The following is a 15,136-nucleotide window of genomic DNA, read 5'->3' as shown; positions in this document are numbered from 1 at the left end:
AACGGCTACCGCAGTAATACGGTAGCCGTTTTTGTGATGTCAGTATTAAATAACTTAGCTAGCAAGAGACTCAGAATCAGGATGTGGTTCGTGAGTTTCAACGACTGTCAGAATAATACGACTATCAGCTGAGCCTTTGTCTGACACCTTATCAAGCTTCATCGTATCATTCTCTTGAGAATCATCGACTTTAGGCTCTAAGGTCAGATGTACGACACCGCCATTAACCAAATCACCAAACAAAATCATACTTGCCAATGGTTTTTTGATTTCATCCTGAATCAGACGTTGCATCGGACGTGCACCCATTAGACGATCATAGCCCTTATCCGCTAGGTAATCACGTACATCATCATCAATCTCTAATGTCACTTGCTTATCATCAAGCTGCACTTGCAGTTCAACTAAGAACTTATCGACAACCGATACAACAACTGACGTATCTAGAGGGTTGAACTGAATAATAGCGTCTAAGCGATTACGGAACTCTGGCGTGAAGACACGTTTCAGCGATTCTGTATTGTCACGACTATGGTCTTGTTGAGTGAAGCCCATTGACGAGCGACTAATACTATCAGCACCAACGTTCGTTGTCATAATAACGATGACTTGCTTAAAGATAGCCACACGACCATTGTTATCAGTTAACGTACCATGATCCATTACTTGTAGTAACAAGTTGAAGACATCTGGATGCGCCTTTTCAATCTCATCAAGCAACAACACACAATGTGGATGCTGATTGATTTTTTCAGTGAGCAAACCACCTTGATCATAGCCAACATAACCTGGAGGCGCGCCAATCAAACGTGATGCCGTGTGCGCTTCCATATACTCTGACATATCAAAGCGTACCAATTCTACACCTAACAGGTTCGCTAGCTGACGCGATACTTCTGTTTTACCCACACCAGTTGGACCTGCAAACATAAATGAACCGATCGGTTTATCAGGTGCTTTTAATCCTGCACGTGATAGCTTGATAGCATCAGCCAACGTAGCAATCGCCTCATCTTGACCAAACACCAAGTGCTTCAGATCTCGATCTAAATGCTCAAGGATACTCTTGTCATCACTCGATACAGATTTGGGTGGAATACGTGCCAGTTTAGCAATGATAGCCTCGATATCAGCCACATCGATTTTCATCGGTGGCTTTTGACCTTTTGACAATTTCACACCATCTGCTGACTTAGCACTATCACTTGCTTTCGCAGTCGCTGCTTCATCCTGCATTTCGTTATCTGTATCACCATCGATACCTTCGATATCAGCATCAATCTGCGCATCAAAATCCTGCTCTAAATCAGCAATGAAATTTTCTTCCGCTTCGATATCATCGACATCAGGCACCACACCTAAGCGCTTATATGCACCTGCTTCGTCAATCACGTCAATAGCTTTGTCAGGTAAAAAACGCTCATGAATATGTTTGGCTGATAACTGTACCGCCGTGACCAACGCTTCATCCGTATACTCAACATTATGGAATTCTTCATAACGAGGTTTTAGACCACGCAAGATATCGATGGTGTCATCCACGCTTGGTTCTTTAACATCGATTTTTTGGAAACGACGTGACAATGCATGGTCTTTTTCAAATACTTGACGATATTCAGTAAAGGTTGTTGAACCAATACAACGCAGCTCACCGTTAGCAAGCGCTGGCTTGATAAGGTTCGATACGTCCATATTGCTGCTCATAGATGAACCAGCACCAATAATCATATGAATTTCATCGATAAAAAGAATAGCATTTGGTTTTTTCTTTAACGCATCAAGCAATGACTTCATGCGTTTTTCAAAGTCACCGCGATACTTAGTTCCCGCAATTAGTGAACCAATATCAAGGCTATAAATCACGCAACCGTTAAGGGGCTTCGGTGCTTTGTCGTTAATAATTAACCATGCTAAACCTTCAGCGATAGAGGTTTTACCTACACCAGGCTCACCTACTAGCAATGGGTTATTTTTACGACGACGGCACAATACTTGGGCAGCACGTTCAATTTCAGAAGCACGCCCAATCAAAGGATCGGTTTTACCTTCAGCAGCTCGCTGATTTAAATTAGTCGCAAATTCAACTAAGGGATCTTTACTGGTCTTTTCAGAGGCACTACGACGCTCAGTACCTGCCGAACCGCGTGATTCAGAAGGCTCTTCTTTATCTTGGCCGTGTGATAAATACTGGGTTAGCTCAAGGCGACTGATACCTTGTTTTTTAAGCAGGTAGACAGCATAGGTATCATGCTCTGAAAACATAGAAACCAAAATATCAGACCCTTCCACCAATCGACCACCACCAATCGACTGCACGTGAAAAATAGCACGCTGCAAGATACGATCAAAGCTTTGAGTCGGCTGCGGTGACTGTTCCGTATCAGCATCGATGGTTGGCGTGTGTTTATTAATATAAACCTCAAGCTCAGTACGCAACGCCGAGACATTAGCATTACAAGCAGTCAACGTATTGGCAGCATGAGTGTTTTCTAATAAGGCCAAAAGCAGGTGTTCAACAGTGAGATACTCATGCGATTTTTGGCGCGCAAGCGTCATTGCTAAACGTAGAGAAACTTCAAGATGACGACTTAACATAACAACTTCCTACGGTTATATCTATCTTTATAATTGATAGTTTTATGAATGAGTTAGTAAGTAAATCAGGGCGGTAGATGAATTGTTCAAGGGCTATATTCGTATTATTAGAAGTCATGAATAAATGAGGTGAGCGGTAGACTATTGATTAAATACTATAATCTCGCTATCAGCCAACAGTAATCATAACTATCAATGGCCGCTTTTCTTTATATCAACACGATACTTCAACGGAGTCAATCTATTAACACAGACTAAAATGTATCAAAGCGTGCTACAAGCTAGTAGCGACAACTCTAATAACGAATATTAAATGTTGAAAAACTGATTAGATAGAAAGAGAGATTGATATTTTAGAAGCTAGAAATAACAGAGTTTTAGCAAGTTTAACTGAGATACTTAGTCTAAGACTATTGAATAGGACTGTTTAATAGATAGGGTTATTTGCTATAGAAATCAAGACCCTATGGATAATAAATCTATTTTTAAAAGATGCTGCTTGTATACAAGGGGAATGACTAAAAAGTCAAAAAAGCTCACTATAAAGGTGAGCTTTAATATGGATTACTTAGAAATAGAAAACAGTAGATAAGGCTTTAATAGAGCCATATATCAGTATAAGAAATTAATAAATTGCTCTACTCGCCTTGATGTGGTTCGATTTGGGTCAATAGCGGATAACCTTCACGATGTGCCAAACTATTTACTTTTTTGGCTTTGGTCTCAGCGATATCTTTGGGATAAATGCCAGCAATACCTTTGCTGCTATTATGAATAGTCAGCATAATCTCGACTGCAGAATCCATACTATGACGAAATTCTGACTGCAATATATATACAACAAACTCCATCGGCGTGTAGTTGTCATTGTACATAACGACCGCATACATAGGCGGTTTGGCTACTTCAGGCTCTACGACCAATACATCTGCTTGCGGTGACGTTTCACCATCGGTATCACCGTCTTGTGCACGATGAGCAGGCATATTGGGAAAGTGCCAATCAGCAACCGTTGGCGTGGCTTGTGATATCATTTTTTTCATCATAATCAAAATATAATTATAAGGTAAGTTTAAGATAGAAGAGATTGTTAAGGCAGGCGATAAGGCATGGTATAAAGCACAACCACTAAATAGGGCTATTGTGCTTCGATTTCAACCACAGCATCGTCACTGAGTATTTCATTAAGACATGAGGTAATTAAGGTACGATAGGACTTTCATCAACTTCTGGTAAATCTAAAAGCGATGGTAGCATGTTATCCACACTATCACCGAGCTTCCAGTCATACAATTGCTCTACTTTCTGACCACCAGCTTGCAAAGTCAGCTTGGCTTGCAATGGTCTAAAGCCTGATGGCATTACAAAGCGACCACGTATCCGAACGATACCTTCGATCATATGGTATGCAGGGTCAAGTGGCACCTCTACAAGGTCATCATTGTTAAGTAGCGTCAATACAGGCCTCAAGCGTTTGGCTTGACCATCGCTACTGAGCATCCCAATATCAAAACCATACTCAAAAGCATTTTCAGGTAGTGGAGAAATTTTGGCACCTAATACCTGTAAAGGCATACCACCTTTCTCACGGATGACATCTGAATATAGCTCATTGAGCTGTGACACTTGTTTATTTTCTACTGCTAATTCTTGCTGGCTTTCACGCAGTTCTTTTAAATTAGCCAAACTGATGGCCAGTTCTTGTTTGGCAGTTGCCGCTTGGTTAGTAGCTATCTTATTGCTAAGGCGCAAATCTTCTAGCGCTTGTGTCGCTTCAGTGCTATCGATGATTGCTTGCTTGGCTTCTGTTTCCATCGAATGAAGGCCACGTTGGTAGCCCAGCTTATGACCGAATACCAGCCCAACCACTGCTGTCACTAATACGGCCACTACAAACAGTGCCAATACCAATGTAGAAGCACCGCGTTGTGAGCTAGCAATACCACTTATAGGGACATTATTATTTCTAAAGGAATGCTGTTTGCACTCCAAGCTAGGTATAATCGAGTCTTTGCACGATAGACGTGCTGGCTGTGAGCAAAAGCGTAGTACGAGCTGAACACGCATTTAGACAGTATCTCTTAAGGGTAAGGGCAAGTCATTATAGCCGAATTTATAATCAATACCTAGCACCGCAAATGTGAATGATTGGAATATGAAGTCATTGATATTAAGGAACAATCGGTGCAAAGTTCAGCCCCATTGACTCATCAAAACCAAACATCACGTTCATATTTTGCACAGCCTGCCCAGCAGCACCTTTGACTAAGTTATCTTGAACGACGATAACCGTTAGCTCAGCGCGCTCATTGTCCTGATGTACCGCAATGCGTAGACGGTTACTAGCGCGAACACTGCGCGTATCTGGATAAAGACCTTTTGGCATGACATCAACAAACAACTCTGACGCATAGCTACTTTCAAACGCTTGCTGCCAATCGATAGCAGCACCAGCATCGGTCAGCTCCATATGAATAGAGCTTAGCATGCCCCGAATCATCGGTACTAAATGCGGTAAAAAGCGAATACGGTGCGAGAACTGACTGTCTAATAACTGTGCAACACCCTGCTCAATCTCAGGTAAATGACGATGGCCTTCAACGCTATAAGCCTTAAAGCTATCTGTTGTCTCAGCATAGTTAAGTGCAAGTGATGCTTGACGGCCTGCACCAGACACGCCAGATTTTGCATCGATAACGATACGAGACTCAATCAAACGCTCTGCTTGCTTATTCTGAGCTTCGATAATTGGTTTTAGACCCAAAATCGCAGTAGTTGGATAACAGCCTGGGTTGCCTACTAGTAACGCATTCGCAAGCTTGTCACGATTGATTTCTGGTAGGCCGTAGACTGCTGTTTTCAACAATTCAGGACAAGCGTGCGACTGCTTGTACCAATGCTCAAAGTCATTCAATGACTGCAAACGAAAGTCAGCAGCCAAATCGATGACCTTGACGCCAGCTTGGGTAAGCGCTTCGGCTTGCTTCATTGCTACGCCATGCGGAGTCGCAAAAAACACGACATCACATTTTTGCAATGCAGCAAGCGTATTATCACCCAAGTCACTAAAAACGATGTCAGAGACACCGCGTAAGCTTGGGAAGATTTCATCAGCACGAGTGCCAGCTTCGCTACGAGAAGTTAATAAATCAATAGAAACCTCAGGATGAGCAGATAATAAACGAATGAGTTCAATACCCGTATAGCCTGTGCCACCGACGATCGCTGCTGAAATCATAAAACACCCTTTTCTTGGTAAATACTAAATATGCACTGATAGATTCTATATTTGCTTATAACTTATGCAGTTCTACAAACCTTTCAACTCCACAAATATAGAACAAAGACAGAATCACTCTCTAAATATTCTGACTCTTAAATTTTATAGTCGTGTACTGCATCCACAAACACTTTGGCATTGTCAGGGTTGACCCACTGGGTGATACCGTGACCTAAGTTTGCTATGTAACCAGTCTTTTCACCATCAGCGTAAGCACGGTCAAGCATCGCATTGACTTCAGAACGAATTGTCGCAGGCGAGCCATATAACGTCGCTGGATCTAAGTTACCTTGGATAGCTTTGCTGCTTTGCAGTTTTTTATGCTTCTTGGTCAATTGACGCTGACTTTCAGTCAATACTTGACGCGCACGATCAATCGGCATCGTCCAGTCTAGACCTAACACGTCTGCTTCGCTGTCAGCCTGAATATCAAGCCATAATCCACCACCTTTAGTGAATAACACTACAGGTACTTGTGGATGACGTTCCTTTAGTTCGGCGACAATACGTTTATTATAAATGTGTGAAAATTCAATAAATTGACGATGGCCTAACGCCCCGCCCCAACTATCGAATATCTGTACAATTTGAGCACCAGCGACGATTTGGGCATCTAAATAGTCAATAACTGACGTCGCCAGCTTGTCTAATAACTGATGTAGAAAATCAGGGTTACTATACAAGAAGCCTTTGGTATAACGATAATCTTTCGAGCTACCGCCCTCTATCATATAAGTAGCCAACGTCCACGGACTACCAGAAAAACCAAATAATGGAACCTGACCATTCAATGCTTTACGAATGCTGGTTACAGCACGCATTACATAGTCTAGAGAGTCGTTTGGCTCGAGCACTGGCAATCTATCAAGATCAGCCTGTTCGCGGATAGGATGTTTGAACTTAGGGCCTTCACCCGTTTCGAAATACAAGCCCAGTCCCATCGCATCAGGGATAGTTAGAATATCACTAAACAAAATAGCAGCATCTAAATCATAACGGCGCAATGGCTGCAAAGTCACTTCAGTAGCACGGTCTGTATCTTTGCACAGACTCATAAAGTCACCTGCTTCAGCACGAGTGGCCTTATACTCTGGTAAATAACGACCAGCTTGGCGCATCATCCATACCGGTGTGGTATCAATGGGCTCAAAACGTAATGCACGTAGCAATCTATCATTTTTTAAAGGTGCAAACTGTTGCTGAACCGAGTTACTACCGTCTGAAGCACTCATGTACAAATCTCCAAAACAGCACAATATCCATATTTATCAATGGATATTGTGCTGGATAAAATAAGTTGAATAAAAAAGGTTATATAAAAGCACTATACAGTCAATGCAAGATTGTCGCGGTGTACCATGACGACACGTTCTTCGCTACTGCCAAAGATCTTATCGAACTGTTCGGTACGCTCACGAGCAACGCGGCGCGCATCATTCGATGAGAAGTTTACCTGCCCAACGGCTATGCGTTCGCCAGTATCCTGATGGATAATTTCTACCACATCACCTTCATCAAAACCGCCCTGCACTTCTACAACACCGACTGGCAATAAACTTCTATTGTGCTCAGTCAATGCTCTTGCAGCACCTGCATCGACGACCAAGCTACCTGACATACGTAGATGCGCTGCTAGCCACTGTTTACGTGCGATGATTTTATCTTCGTCATTGGTCGTCAGCAACGTACCTACAGCTTCGCCTGATACCACACGGGTGATAACGTCATCGATAGCACCGCTGACGATAACGGTAGGACAGCCACCCATAGCAGCAAGGCGTCCAGCACGGATTTTGGTCAACATACCACCACGTCCAAGCTTACCGCCATCTCCTGCAATATCAAATAAATAATCAGCCATTGCACGCTCTTGACGAATCATCTTGGCATCAGGATTATCACGTGGGTTATCAGTAAAGACGCCTTCTTGGTCGGTTAAGATAATGTACAAATCAGCATTAACCATCGCGGCTGCCATCGCACCCAAGGTATCGTTATCGCCAAATTTAATCTCATCAATCGTGATGGTATCGTTTTCGTTGATAACAGGTAGTACGCGCCACTCTAATAACTGGGTCAGCGCACCAGTCGTATTAAGGTAACGACTACGATTAGACAAATCATCGTGAGTTAGGAGTAGCTGCGAGCTTTGAATACCATGTTGAATCAAAGCTGACCACCATGTTTCAATCAACCCCATTTGACCAATAGAAGCACAGGCTTGTAGTGCTGCTAGTTTCTTGGGACGTTCCTCAAGGTTCATACGTACCACACCTTCAGCAACAGCACCTGATGATACTAGCAGTACCTCAACGCCTTTTTTGTGCAGCTTAGCAATTTGCTTTGCCCACTCATATATGGCAGTACGATCCAGCCCTCGACCGTTATTGGTTAATAGTGATGAACCAATTTTGACAATAACGCGCTGAATATCAAAGTTGCGAGTTTGCTTAACAAATCTTGCTTCTTCCATCGTGTTTGCTATGTCATCTGCCATATAAACTCCTTTTTTCATATTAATTGATTGTAGGGATTAAATTCACAATTCAAGTATAACTACTCAAGCATACTAGCTTAAGGAACGTACATTACCTCAACGCCATCGTCATCATCGTCGTCAAAATCAGACGTATCCAAGCCTTCACGCGCCGCTTTACGAGCTGCACGATATGCTTCACGCTGCGCTTCAGTGTTAAGACGTACTTCAGCTTCTAGACGCTCAAAACGTTCTTTTTGTGCTTCAGCGAAGATAGGATCTTCTATTTCACGCTCACGCTCAAGTTCGATATCATTCATCAGATGATATTTGACCGCATCAACGCCCTCACCAGTTAGCGTTGCCGTACGGAAGACCATACCAGTCCAACCAAGCTCTGCGACGATATGAGTACAAAGCGCATTCAAATCTTCATCATTGACTTGATCGATTTTGTTTAATACCAAAATCTGCGGCAAGTTGGCCAATTCAGGAGAAAAGCGCTCAAGCTCATTTAAGATAACGCGAGCATTCTCGACTGGATCGCTGCCATCAACAGGCTTAACATCAACTAAGTGTAGCAGACGACGCGTACGCGCAACATGTTTTAAGAAGCGAATACCAAGTCCGGCACCTTCTGATGCACCTTCAATAAGACCAGGAATATCTGCCATCACAAATGAGCGATGACGACCAATATCGACCACACCCAAGTTTGGTACTAGGGTGGTAAACGGATAATCAGCCACTTTTGGTCTAGCAGCAGAGACTTGACGTATAAAAGTCGATTTACCAGCATTAGGCAAACCAATCAAACCAACATCAGCCACTACTTTTAGCTCAAACTTAAGAACTTTTAGCTCGCCTTCAAAACCTGACGTCGCTTTACGCGGTGCTTGGTTGGTCGAGCTTTTAAAATGGGTATTACCCAGACCACCATCACCACCTTTGGCAATCAGTAGTGTCTGGCCGATCTCAATCAAATCGCCCAATACTTCGTCTGTCTCGGTATCAACTACCGTCGTACCAACTGGTACTGGTAAATAAAGATCATCAGACCCTTTACCTGAACAGTTTCTACTATGGCCGTTCTCAGCACGCATGGCGTCATGACGACGCGTATAACGATAGTCAACTAGGGTGTTAGTGTTATCTTCTGCAATGACATACACATCTCCGCCCTTGCCGCCATCACCACCATCAGGTCCACCACGTGGGACATATTTTTCTCGGCGAAAACTGGCGATTCCGTTACCACCGTCACCTGCTTTTACCGTTACGACGGCTTCATCAATAAATCGCATCTTACGTTCCTTAATTCACAATCCAGTCTATAAACTGGTTACAACCAACGGTTGTATTTTGGGGTTTTTCTATGTTGTTGCGTCAAAATAAGCACTGTATAAATACTACTTTTACTTAGTGCCCATTATGACAATAACACCCGATAATCAATCGGACTATCGGGTGTTTAAGTATGACAGTTAAAGTCCTACCAAGCTATTCAAAGTAGCATCTGCTGCAGCGCCATTCTTGTGACACGATAGCTCTACTATACTTGGTATGACGTTATTGCTCTACTGTATTTAGTAATCTATGCTGGAATCTGAGCGTAGCTGATTCCGGCCATTTGCGTCGCCAAACGCAATACCTGAGTACTATAACCTACTTCGTTGTCATACCAAACATATACGATAGCTTGGTTGTCAGTCAAAATAGTGGCTTGAGCATCGATAATACCCACATGAGTCGTACCAACAAAATCCGTTGATACCGCTTCTGTAGAATCTGTATAAGCAATCTGCGACTGCCAAGTGCTGCTATTAGCCATTTTACGCAAGAACTCATTCAACGCATCAGCGCTTGCTGGAGCAGTTTTCAGATTCACGTTCAAGATTGCTAGGCTGACATTTGGTGTTGGTACACGAATAGCGTTACCCGTTAGCTTACCGTTTAGTTCTGGCAATGCTTTACCAACGGCTTTTGCAGCACCAGTACTAGTGATAACCATGTTCATCACCGCACTACGACCACGGCGGTCTGCTTTATGATAGTTATCAACCAAGTTCTGATCATTGGTAAATGAGTGAATAGTCTCTACATGACCATTTACAATACCGTACTCATCATTCAATACATTCAACGTTGGCGTAATCGCATTGGTCGTACAGCTAGCAGCACTAACGATCGTATCGTCACCAACAGTGTCATTGTTCACGCCATAAACGACGTTTTTGATATCGCCGCCAGCAGGTGCTGTTAGCAACACTTTTTTCACGCCAGTAGACTGTAAATGCTTACCAAGACCCGCTTCGTCTTTCCAGATACCTGTGTTATCGATAACAAGAGCATTGTCGATACCATAAGCAGTATAGTCGATTTCGCTTGGGTCTTTAGCATAGATAACTTGTACAAAACGACCATTAACGATCATGCCGTTGTTGTCATCATCGATACTGATGCCGCCTAAGAATCTACCATGGATTGAGTCACGCTCAAGCAACGAAATACGCTTAGCCAAGTCGCCAGCAGCAGCTGGACGTACAACAATCGCTTTTAATTGTAGACCTTTCGCGCTTGACGCTTGTGACAATAGCAGACGAGTCAAAATACGACCGATACGGCCAAAACCATATAGTACAACGTCAGTCGCGCCGTTTACAGCACCAGCGTTGTTGATAGACTGTAGAGCGGTCTGTAAGTCAGTGTCATTAGCAATCAATTGACCAACATCGATACGAGTGGCTTGGATATCAGTGTTTTCTGAGATAACTTTTACCACCGCTAGAGTATCAGCGATATCGATAGCCTTAGCGCCATGATCGCGTAGTGCTACTTTTTGATGTAAAGCAAGTATTTGACCAACTGAGGTAGAGTCTAGCGTTTCGCCAAACAAAGTCACTTGTACGTCTTGCTTGTTATAGAGCTTGTTTAGTAGCCCCATAAGCTCAATCGCTTGTTGTTCTTGATTGTTGTAGTTGTTCAAGTGGTCTTGATGTAATTGGCGTAAGGTATCAGCGTTGCTCACGAGAAACATCCTTATGGTCAGTAATGTATGATCAATAAAATATGAAGAAGTGTAAAATAGATAGGTCGTGTATGCTCTAAATGGCGACTCTAATATGATAATCAACCACTATCAATATGGGTTATTGACGCTAGAGTATTTGAATCGCCTAGATTTTAGCCTAAAACGCCTCATTTTGCCAGTAGTAACCGATTAGCTAGCGTCCATAATAGGTTTTACTCTCGTATATAGCTCCTATATATAATTCTCATATACAGCTAATAATAAAGGCAGCCATATATGCTGTCTTATCGAGACGTTATCAAATAATAATCGCTATATGGTTTAATTAAAGCAGTAATTTCAGTTACATCTATTATGGTGCTAGATTCACCGTTTGGTTGCTTTGCGACGTCAAGGTAAACTCTTTTAAGTCATAACCTTGCTGCTGAGCAATTTGACGATATTTAGTATACGTTTCCTGACTGATATTTGGCGAGCGTGCTAGTAGCCATAAGTATTTTTTATCAGGCGTTCCTACTAGCGCAGTTTTGTACTCTGCATCACGTGCTAGCACCCAATAATCAGCACGACCGACTGGGATCCAACGAATCCACTTCGGTAAGAACGTCACTTTTAGTTTGCTACCGCTTTCATCGACTGGCTTAGCCAAACCTTCTGCCACGATACCCGAACCGTCCTCGCTTACACACTTGTTAGTAACCATGATTCCTGAGCCATCATCTTTTTGAGCATAATTGGCTGTCACATTGCCAGCACACTTGCGCTGGAAATACATCGGCAAACGGCCGATTTCATACCAAGTACCTGCATAGGTATTTAGATCTACGCTATCTACAGTAGTTGGCGTGCTTGCAGATTTATGAATAATATCACTTGGCTTAACCGATAGCATATCGGTCGTGGTCTTCTCACTCATCGCATCATCAGACATGCCATTAGTTGCCGTGTTATTAGTTGCCATGTTCACTGGCGGCGTGGCCGCATAGGCTGAGAACGCTGCTAACGGTATAATAATTGCTAAGGCAATGCCTGTATGTTTGATCAGTCCATTCATAAATATGCGCTCCGGTATTTCTTTGTAAGATGAATTATTTGTTGATGCATCGCTCATTTGCCCAGCGTCGATGGCGTGTTCAGAACTACTGTTCAGATTATCTATTTGATCCTCTAACAGTCCCGACATTAATGGCTCATCTTCATTTAGCTTTTGTGGCTGCTTATTTTTCGCTGACTTGTAGCCAGATGACTTGTAGCCACTAGCCACGTCATAGTTGTCTTCATTGCTATTCTTTAGATCTTTGCTTATCTCATTGTTACTCATAGCTGACTCTTTTGCCCTAAGGCTATTGTCGGCGCTTTTGTATCCAAAATAGCTGTCTTGCGAAGACGTGTTTTTTGCCAGATGGTGCGAATATTCGCCATTCGAGCTGTCGTGATTATAGCTAGCATCGTTACTAGCTTGGTTTGTCTGTTGTGTATCATCGCCATATTCATTGTCATTGAGCGATTGCTTAGGCTGCTGAAGTTGAGAACCAGCTGCCTGTGAATCAGTCCATGCTGACTCAGGTAACTTATTGGTTTTCATAGGAGTACCATTCTTAAATAGTGATTGTTAAAAACGCTTTATGTACGGCATCTATTTGGTCTCGTTTTCTAAAAGCCGTTTGCTTTGGTATAAGTTATTTATGCAAAACTTGACTCTACAAAAGCTTTTTTATTATTGTATTTTGAACATTACTTTCGGTTAGTCATTCTTCTATAAAATAAGATCAACGTATCGTAGATATGCAATATATATTAAGGACAACTGGACTATTAAAACAGTAGTGCAATGTAGGAAAACGCAACGGTTTGTAAGTAACTATGGGGTTTGAGTGTTGTTTGAACACATCATAACCACACAGTTACTTGCTGGATAACTAAGTTAAAAATCAGTTATTTGAACTTACTAAGCTTAATACGCACGTCTAATACGGGTCACATTCAGGCAAATGAAACTATAGATTGTAGATAGATTCCTTGAGTCATGCGGATTATATAAACTGACGAATGCCTGCCACACTGATACCGCCATACTGTAATGCTTGATTGAGCATAGCAGGCTCCAGACCACCTAACCCAATGACAGGCATATCGGCCAATTCTGCTAACGCTGACCATACTTCCCAGCCAAGCGGCGTGTCGTCAGGATGCGTTTGGGTGGCGAGCACAGGCGATACGAAAGTACCAATCACTGGTGGTAATGCATTCTGTATGCGCATGCTAGCAAGTTGATTGGCTGCTGTTATGCTCGCGATATCATGGCAGCTGACGATAAGCGGATGGTCTTTAGATAGCGACTGTGTGAGAGCTGTAGAACTGCCATCCTTACCAAAGCACTGCATCAGTGTTGAGTGTGTCAAATGCTTGGCAACTATTCGCTGGCCAGTTTCTGTCTCATTAGCGGTTAGGGAGCCCTCAACATCTAAAAGTTGCTCATTATCATTAGGTAAAATCGCTAAAATATCTGGGCGTGATGTTATCAATTGCTCAGCAAGATGCTTAGAATTTGCGTCCTTCAAGCGGATATATACCCACGACTCTGATGCTAACTTTTCTTGGTGATATTGTAGCCACACCGCCGCTGCATCAGTGTGTGTGCCAAAATGTGCTAGAGGATAAGTAATCGCTATCTTCGAGGGGAGTTTCAACCATTCAAGGATTGTCTTATTAGCAGCAGGCAAATGATACGCTCCTGCCAAAAGCTGTGATTTGCTTACCCAAGTTAATGCCTGCCCTTCTAAACCCTGCTCACGGTGTTTATGCTGCTCGTACTGCTCTGCTGTCAGCTCAATCTTATAAACCTGTAAGATGACTTGCTTGTCGCCATAATCATGATGCAAACGCCCAAGCTTAACGACAGTATTATTATCAAGCAGGATACCCGTCTCTTCAGCCACTTCTCTTATCAACGCCTGCGCTGCTGACTCATTCGCTTCTATCTTTCCACCGACGAACTCGTAACGATTTCCTTGATGCTGAGTAGCATCTCGAAACCCAAGTAAATACTGATCCTTATAATGAATGACAGCCACTGCAACATTTACGATATTTACGATGCTGGGTTTGTTAGTTTTCGCATTACTGTCTTTCTTAGTTTGTGTTTGTTGATCTGACCCGTTCGACATACTTATATCCTTTATTTCGGTATTTACTCTGATTACTTTTGATAATTTAATAGTTTTTATAGGCTAGATGATTTATTTAAATTTATTACCTAACCTATTAATTTATATATATAAAATTTTCATTCGAGATGATTTATGACAGCGAAATTAGATAAGTTTACATAATAACTGCATTTTATTTTATCAATTGCCTTGCAAATTTATCAAATCTAAATGATAATTATTATCGTTAAAAACAATTACGCTATGGTTAGCCAATTTTATAAGCCACTTTTTTTCAAAAGGAATTTACTATGAGCATGGTCATCTCTCGTTATTTAAACTGTCGTGAAAACCGTTTACCTACTTTGCAATCACAACATCTATTTGCACTGACTAAAGAGGTACGTATCGAGCATGAAGGCGAAGAGTATCGACTACGCCTAACTCGCAACAATCGCTTGATTCTAACCAAGTAACGCCTATTTCAATAGTATCTGTTTCAATACTTCTATAAAAAAACGCCTTCATTATGAGGCGTTTTTTTATAGGTCATATAGTTTAGAAATTACTTTAGAAGCTAACTCGATCAACTTTAATCAAAAAGC

11 protein-coding genes are annotated in these 15,136 nt (G+C 42.2%); 1 reads left to right on the top strand and 10 read right to left on the bottom strand.

Annotation, left to right across the window (positions count from 1 at the left end; all coding sequences use genetic code 11):
* Positions 1-54: 54 nt before the first annotated feature.
* The 10 genes from ABFV72_RS00770 to ABFV72_RS00725 form a co-directional block, all read right to left on the bottom strand.
* Positions 55-2,595: an AAA family ATPase gene (locus ABFV72_RS00770; RefSeq protein WP_431192056.1), complete on the bottom strand. Its 2,541-nt coding sequence runs from the start codon at positions 2,593-2,595 to the stop codon at positions 55-57.
* Between the two features lie 638 nt (positions 2,596-3,233).
* Entirely contained in the window at positions 3,234-3,629 is a 396-nt protein-coding gene (locus ABFV72_RS00765) for an ATP-dependent Clp protease adaptor ClpS (protein ID WP_347161844.1), read from the bottom strand.
* A gap of 166 nt (positions 3,630-3,795) precedes the next feature.
* Positions 3,796-4,662, bottom strand: a complete 867-nt coding sequence (locus ABFV72_RS00760) for a hypothetical protein (RefSeq protein ID WP_347161842.1) — start codon at positions 4,660-4,662, stop codon at positions 3,796-3,798.
* 103 nt (positions 4,663-4,765) lie between these two features.
* A complete protein-coding gene (gene argC / locus ABFV72_RS00755; RefSeq protein WP_347161840.1) occupies positions 4,766-5,833 on the bottom strand; it encodes an N-acetyl-gamma-glutamyl-phosphate reductase in 1,068 nt (355 codons plus the stop codon).
* Positions 5,834-5,970: 137 nt separating this feature from the next.
* A complete protein-coding gene (gene hemE, locus ABFV72_RS00750) occupies positions 5,971-7,107 on the bottom strand; it encodes a uroporphyrinogen decarboxylase (RefSeq protein WP_191114928.1) in 1,137 nt (378 codons plus the stop codon).
* A 92-nt stretch (positions 7,108-7,199) separates the two neighbouring features.
* Positions 7,200-8,372, bottom strand: a complete 1,173-nt coding sequence (gene proB, locus ABFV72_RS00745; RefSeq protein WP_057759177.1) for a glutamate 5-kinase — start codon at positions 8,370-8,372, stop codon at positions 7,200-7,202.
* Between the two features lie 77 nt (positions 8,373-8,449).
* Positions 8,450-9,655 carry an Obg family GTPase CgtA gene (gene cgtA / locus ABFV72_RS00740; RefSeq protein WP_101206151.1) on the bottom strand — a complete coding sequence of 402 codons (1,206 nt, stop codon included), beginning with the start codon at positions 9,653-9,655 and terminating at the stop codon, positions 8,450-8,452.
* Positions 9,656-9,945: 290 nt separating this feature from the next.
* Entirely contained in the window at positions 9,946-11,388 is a 1,443-nt protein-coding gene (locus ABFV72_RS00735) for a glyceraldehyde-3-phosphate dehydrogenase (protein WP_347161838.1), read from the bottom strand.
* Positions 11,389-11,734: 346 nt separating this feature from the next.
* The gene (locus tag ABFV72_RS00730) at positions 11,735-12,967 is read right to left on the bottom strand and encodes a lipocalin family protein (RefSeq protein ID WP_347161836.1); all 1,233 of its coding nucleotides are present in this window, start codon (positions 12,965-12,967) and stop codon (positions 11,735-11,737) included.
* A gap of 448 nt (positions 12,968-13,415) precedes the next feature.
* Positions 13,416-14,549, bottom strand: a complete 1,134-nt coding sequence (locus ABFV72_RS00725) for an NUDIX domain-containing protein (protein WP_347161835.1) — start codon at positions 14,547-14,549, stop codon at positions 13,416-13,418.
* Positions 14,550-14,848: 299 nt separating this feature from the next.
* Between ABFV72_RS00725 and hemP the strand changes: the two genes are divergently transcribed.
* The gene (gene hemP / locus ABFV72_RS00720; RefSeq protein WP_227672156.1) at positions 14,849-15,007 is read left to right on the top strand and encodes a hemin uptake protein HemP; all 159 of its coding nucleotides are present in this window, start codon (positions 14,849-14,851) and stop codon (positions 15,005-15,007) included.
* The last annotated feature ends 129 nt before the right edge of the window (positions 15,008-15,136 follow it).

It is taken from the genome of Psychrobacter proteolyticus, from assembly GCF_039762275.1.
Lineage (GTDB): Bacteria > Pseudomonadota > Gammaproteobacteria > Pseudomonadales > Moraxellaceae > Psychrobacter > Psychrobacter proteolyticus_C.
The sequence above is the reverse complement of the archived record's forward strand: the minus strand, read 5'-3'. Positions and strand labels throughout refer to the sequence as shown.

Coding starts and splice junctions, on each gene's coding strand:
- ABFV72_RS00765 (WP_347161844.1), bottom strand. CDS start 3,629: ATGATATCACAAGCCACGCCAACGGTTGCTGATTGGCACTTTCCCAAT.
- ABFV72_RS00735 (WP_347161838.1), bottom strand. CDS start 11,388: ATGTTTCTCGTGAGCAACGCTGATACCTTACGCCAATTACATCAAGAC.
- hemE (WP_191114928.1), bottom strand. CDS start 7,107: ATGAGTGCTTCAGACGGTAGTAACTCGGTTCAGCAACAGTTTGCACCT.
- ABFV72_RS00725 (WP_347161835.1), bottom strand. CDS start 14,549: ATGTCGAACGGGTCAGATCAACAAACACAAACTAAGAAAGACAGTAAT.
- proB (WP_057759177.1), bottom strand. CDS start 8,372: ATGGCAGATGACATAGCAAACACGATGGAAGAAGCAAGATTTGTTAAG.
- argC (WP_347161840.1), bottom strand. CDS start 5,833: ATGATTTCAGCAGCGATCGTCGGTGGCACAGGCTATACGGGTATTGAA.
- hemP (WP_227672156.1), top strand. CDS start 14,849: ATGGTCATCTCTCGTTATTTAAACTGTCGTGAAAACCGTTTACCTACT.
- ABFV72_RS00760 (WP_347161842.1), bottom strand. CDS start 4,662: ATGCGTGTTCAGCTCGTACTACGCTTTTGCTCACAGCCAGCACGTCTA.
- cgtA (WP_101206151.1), bottom strand. CDS start 9,655: ATGCGATTTATTGATGAAGCCGTCGTAACGGTAAAAGCAGGTGACGGT.
- ABFV72_RS00730 (WP_347161836.1), bottom strand. CDS start 12,967: ATGAAAACCAATAAGTTACCTGAGTCAGCATGGACTGATTCACAGGCA.
- ABFV72_RS00770 (WP_431192056.1), bottom strand. CDS start 2,595: ATGTTAAGTCGTCATCTTGAAGTTTCTCTACGTTTAGCAATGACGCTT.